The sequence below is a fragment of the Sphingopyxis sp. RIFCSPHIGHO2_12_FULL_65_19 genome, assembly GCF_001830555.1.
GTDB lineage: Bacteria > Pseudomonadota > Alphaproteobacteria > Sphingomonadales > Sphingomonadaceae > Sphingopyxis.
Genome location: NZ_MIAM01000062.1, coordinates 61,308 through 65,827, shown reverse-complemented (window position 1 = coordinate 65,827; position 4,520 = coordinate 61,308). Strand labels below are relative to the sequence as shown.

At 67.2% G+C, this 4,520-nt stretch carries 4 protein-coding genes; all 4 read left to right on the top strand.

Annotated elements, in window-relative coordinates:
- Positions 1-260 (top strand): PDZ domain-containing protein (locus tag A3E77_RS16915; RefSeq protein WP_293648072.1); only part of this gene is annotated, 260 nt, incomplete at its 5' end.
- Positions 261-265: 5 nt separating this feature from the next.
- Positions 266-2,476, top strand: a complete 2,211-nt coding sequence (gspD, locus tag A3E77_RS16910; RefSeq protein ID WP_293648070.1) for a type II secretion system secretin GspD — start codon at positions 266-268, stop codon at positions 2,474-2,476.
- On the top strand, positions 2,473-3,966 hold the full coding sequence (locus tag A3E77_RS16905; RefSeq protein ID WP_293648068.1) for a GspE/PulE family protein: 1,494 nt from the start codon (positions 2,473-2,475) through the stop codon (positions 3,964-3,966). The genes gspD and A3E77_RS16905 overlap by 4 nt, the downstream gene beginning before the upstream one ends.
- Positions 3,959-4,520: type II secretion system F family protein (locus A3E77_RS16900; protein ID WP_293648066.1), on the top strand; the 562-nt coding region annotated here is incomplete at its 3' end. The genes A3E77_RS16905 and A3E77_RS16900, both read left to right, overlap by 8 nt.

Below are 4,520 nucleotides of genomic sequence, written 5' to 3'. Positions count from 1 at the left end.
AGGCGGGCGTCGGCTTTGCCCCGCGCACCGAAAATGGGCGCGTCACCGGCATCGTCGTTCAACCGCAGGGCGACGGGGCGGCGTTCCGCGCCGCGGGTCTCCGCCCCGGCGACGTGATCCGCTCGGTCGGCGGCCGGCCGATCGGGTCGGCCAGCGATGCCGCCGCACTCGCCAACCAGCTGACCCCGGGGGCCCGCATCGCGCTCGAAGTCGAACGCGGCGCCAGCGTCGTTCCCATTGCCATTTTTCTGTCGAAATAGAGATTATGCGCCTCAAACTGTCCCTGATGCTCGCCGCCGCGCTGGTTTCCGCCACGCCCGCACCCGCGATTGCCCAATATACGCTCAACGTCCGCGATGCCGACATTCGCGCCTTCATCCAGGACGCGGCGCGGATCACCGGGCGCACCTTCGTCATCGACGGTCGCGTCAATGGCAAGGTGTCGGTTGTCACCGACCGGCCGTTGTCACGCAGCGAATATTTCGAGATTTTCCTCGCGACGCTGCGCTCGAACGGCCTCGTCGCCGTGCCGGGCCCGAACGGCAGCTATCGCGTCCAGCCGATTGACGGGGCTGCGGCACAGCCAGGCCGGATCGGCAGCAGCGGTGCGGCGCAGAACCAGTTCGTCACCGAAATCATCCGCCTGCGTCACATCGACGCGGTCTCGGCGGTCGAAACGCTGCGCCCGCTCGTCAGCCCGCAAGGCTCGCTGACCGCCAACCGCAACGCCAACAGCCTGGTCGTTGCCGATTTCGCCGACAATATCCGCCGCATCCGCGCGCTCGCGTCGAGCATCGACCGCGACAGCTCGACCAGCCAGATCGTCACGCTGAAAAATGCCGGCGCGCGCGAAATCGCTGCCGCCTTGCAGGCGCTGGTGCCGTCGGCGGGCGAGGGGGCCCAGAAACCCGTCGCGATCGTGCCGATCGACAGCAGCAACGCCATTGCGCTGCGCGGCGATCAGGCGCTGGTCGCGCGTTTTGTGTCGATGGCGAACGATCTGGATGCAAAGGCGGCGGGCGGCACCGAACTGCGCGTCTATTGGCTGGAACATGCGAACGCCGAAACCTTGCTGCCGACGTTGCAGCAATTGATCGGCGGCGGCAGCGATCCGGCGCAAAAGGCGGGGCTTCCGCCCGCTTCGGCCTCGTCGACATCCTCATCGGGTGGCGCCAGTGCGCCGGTGGCCGCGGCCCCGGCCGCCGCGACCTCGGTCGGCAGCGGCGGCAGCGGCAGCATCTCGACCCGCGGCCCCGCCATTGTCACGCGCTACGAAGGCGCCAATGCGATCATCGTCGCCGCGAACAGCGAAGTGCAGCGGATGCTCGGCGAGCTGATCCGCCAGCTCGACAGCCGGCGACAACAGGTGCTGGTCGAGGCGATCGTCGTCGAAATCGGCGACGATGCGGCGAAGCAACTCGGCGTCCAGTTCCTGCTCGGTGGCAAGAATATCCCCTTCCTTGCGACGAGCTACAGCAATGCCTCGCCCAACATCCTGACGCTCGGCGGGGCCTATGCCGCGAACGAGCTGTCGCAGGATACGACGACGGTGAACGGCACAACCACCGTCACCACGACGGGCAGCTCGTTCGGCAACAGCCTGCAAGAGGCCGCCGCCGCCTCGCTGCTGACCGCGACGGGCGGTTTTGCGGGTTTTGCGGGCGATATTGGCAAGAACACAATCTTTGGCGCGATCATCAACGCGGTGAAATCGGACACCACGTCGAACCTGCTCGCGACGCCGCATATCGTGACGCTCGACAACCAGGCGGCGAAATTCCTCGTCGGCCAGGACGTCCCGATCACGACCGGCGAGCAATTGGGCGACAATTTTGAAAACGCCTTTCGCACCGTCCAGCGCGAAGAGGTCGGGATCAAGCTGGAAGTCACCCCGCAGGTCAACGGCGCGGGCGAAGTGAAGATGTTCCTGCGGCAGGAAGTGTCGAGCGTTGCCGGGCCCGTGTCGTCGCGCAACAGCGACCTGATCCTCAACAAGCGCGCGTTTGAAACCGTGCTGACCGTCGACGATGGCGAAATCCTCGCGATCGGCGGGCTGCTCAACGACGACGAGCGCAAGACCATCGAACGCATCCCGCTGCTCAGCGACATCCCGCTGCTTGGCGAGCTGTTCAAATCGCGCAGCCGCACGCGGTCGAAGACGAACCTGATGGTCTTCATCCGCCCGACGATCCTGCGCAATCGCGAAGACAATGCCGCGCTGACCGCGCGGCGTTACGGCTATATCCGCGATTTCCAGTTGCAGCGTAATCCCGACCAGGAACCCGCGATCGACACGCTGGTGCGCGATTATCTGGGCGCGGTGCCGCCGGTGCCGACCGAGGCGACCGCCGCCGACATCACCGTCGGTCCGGTCAACCTGCCCGAACTGCGCGGCCCCGATGGCCGCGTGATCTCGACCGAAGTGCCGCCCTCGATCTCGCAGGCACCCGCCCCTCCCGCCGGAGACTATCCGTGAGCGACACCGAACCGGCGGCGCCTCCCCCGGCGCCGGTTGATATTCCCTACGGCTTTGCGCGCGCGCATGGCGTTGTCATCGCGCCCGGTGAGAATGGAGTCTGGCTCGCAACCTTGCGCGAAGGCAGCGATCCGGCCGTGCTGATCGAGGTAAAGCGATACCTGGCCCAGCCGCTGCGCGTCGCGACCGCCGATGCCGCGGATTTCGACCGGCTGCTGTCCGATCATTACGCCGTCGACAGCTCGGCCGCTGCCATGGCGGGCTCGCTCGACGGCAGCGACGTGGATTTCAGCCTCCCCAGCGCCGAGGATCTGCTCGACAGCGCCGACGACGCGCCGGCGATCCGCCTGATCAATGCGATCATCGCCGAAGCGGTCCGCCAGGGGGTCAGCGATATCCATATCGAACCCTATGAAAGCGGGCTCGTCGTGCGGATGCGCACCGACGGTGTGCTGCGCGAACATCTGCGTATGCCGCCGCACGTCGCCCCCGTCGTCGTCAGCCGCATCAAGGTGATGGCGCGCCTCGACATTGCCGAGCGCCGCGTGCCGCAGGACGGGCGCATCGGGCTGACGCTGGCGGGCAAGGCGGTCGACGTCCGCGTTTCGACGCTGCCCAGCCGCGCGGGCGAGCGCGTCGTGATGCGTATCCTCGACAAGGATGCGGCGGGGATCGACTTCGACGTCCTCGGCCTGTCGGGCGCCGCCGACCAGATTTTGCGCGAGGCGCTGGCCGAACCCAATGGCATCATCCTCGTCACCGGCCCGACGGGTTCGGGCAAGACGACGACGCTTTACGCGGCGCTGAAGCAGCTCAATGACGGCCAGCGCAATATCCTGACCGTCGAGGACCCCGTCGAATATGCGGTCGACGGGGTCGGCCAGACCCAGGTGAACAGCAAGGTCGGGCTCGATTTCGCGGCGGGCCTGCGCGCGATCCTGCGCCAGGACCCCGACGTCGTGATGGTCGGCGAAATCCGCGACCGCGAAACCGCCGACATTGCGGTGCAGGCATCGCTGACCGGCCATCTCGTGCTGTCGACCGTCCACACCAATGATGCGGTGGGCGCGATCACCCGCCTGAAAGACCTGAAGGTCGAACCCTTCCTGCTCGCCTCGACGCTGCGCGCGGTGATCGCGCAGCGGTTGGTGCGCAAATTGTGCGACCATTGCCGCGAGCCGATGCAGGCCGACAACAGCATCGCCGCGATGCTCGGGCTCGACATCGGCACCGTCATCTGGCGCCCAAAGGGCTGCGACCAGTGCGGCGGCACGGGTTTCAAGGGACGGATCGGCGTGTTCGAGGCGATCAAGGTCGACGAGACGGTGCGGCGCTACATCTACGCCGGCGGCGACGAATCGATGATCTCGCGCCACGCCTTTCTGAAATCGCCGACGCTGGCGTCGTCGGCGCGGACGATGGTGGCAAAGGGGCTGACGACCGCCGAAGAGGCGATCCGCATCGCGCGGCGCGAGGATGTCGATGCCTGATTATCGCTATGTGGCGATCGATGCCCAGGGCCGCGAGCGCAAGGGGCGGCTGACCGCCGCGAACGACGACGCCGCGCGCGCCGACCTGATCCGGCGCAAATTCCATATCGTCGCGGTCGAAGCGGCGGGCGCGAAACCCGCCGGCCGTTCGCTGTTCGCATTCCGTCGCAACAAATTGTCGAACAAGGATCTCGCGCTCTTCACCCGCCAGCTCGCAACGCTGGCCGAAGTCGCCCCGCTCGAAGAGGCGCTGCGCACGTTGACGCGCCAGAGCGAGGCCGAGACGGCGCGCGCCGTCATCGGCGACGTCCACGCCGGGCTGCTCGAAGGCCGCCGCCTTGCCGATGCGATGGCGCGCCAGCCAGGCAGTTTTCCGCCGCTCTATCGCGCCATGGTCGCGGCGGGCGAAACGACGGGCAGCCTGACGACGATCCTCGCGCGCCTTGCCGACCTGCTCGAACGGCAGGCAGAGGTGCGGGGAAAGCTGATCGCCGCGCTTGCCTATCCGATCGTGCTCGCGATCGTCGCGATCGGCGTCGTCGCGGCGCTGATGA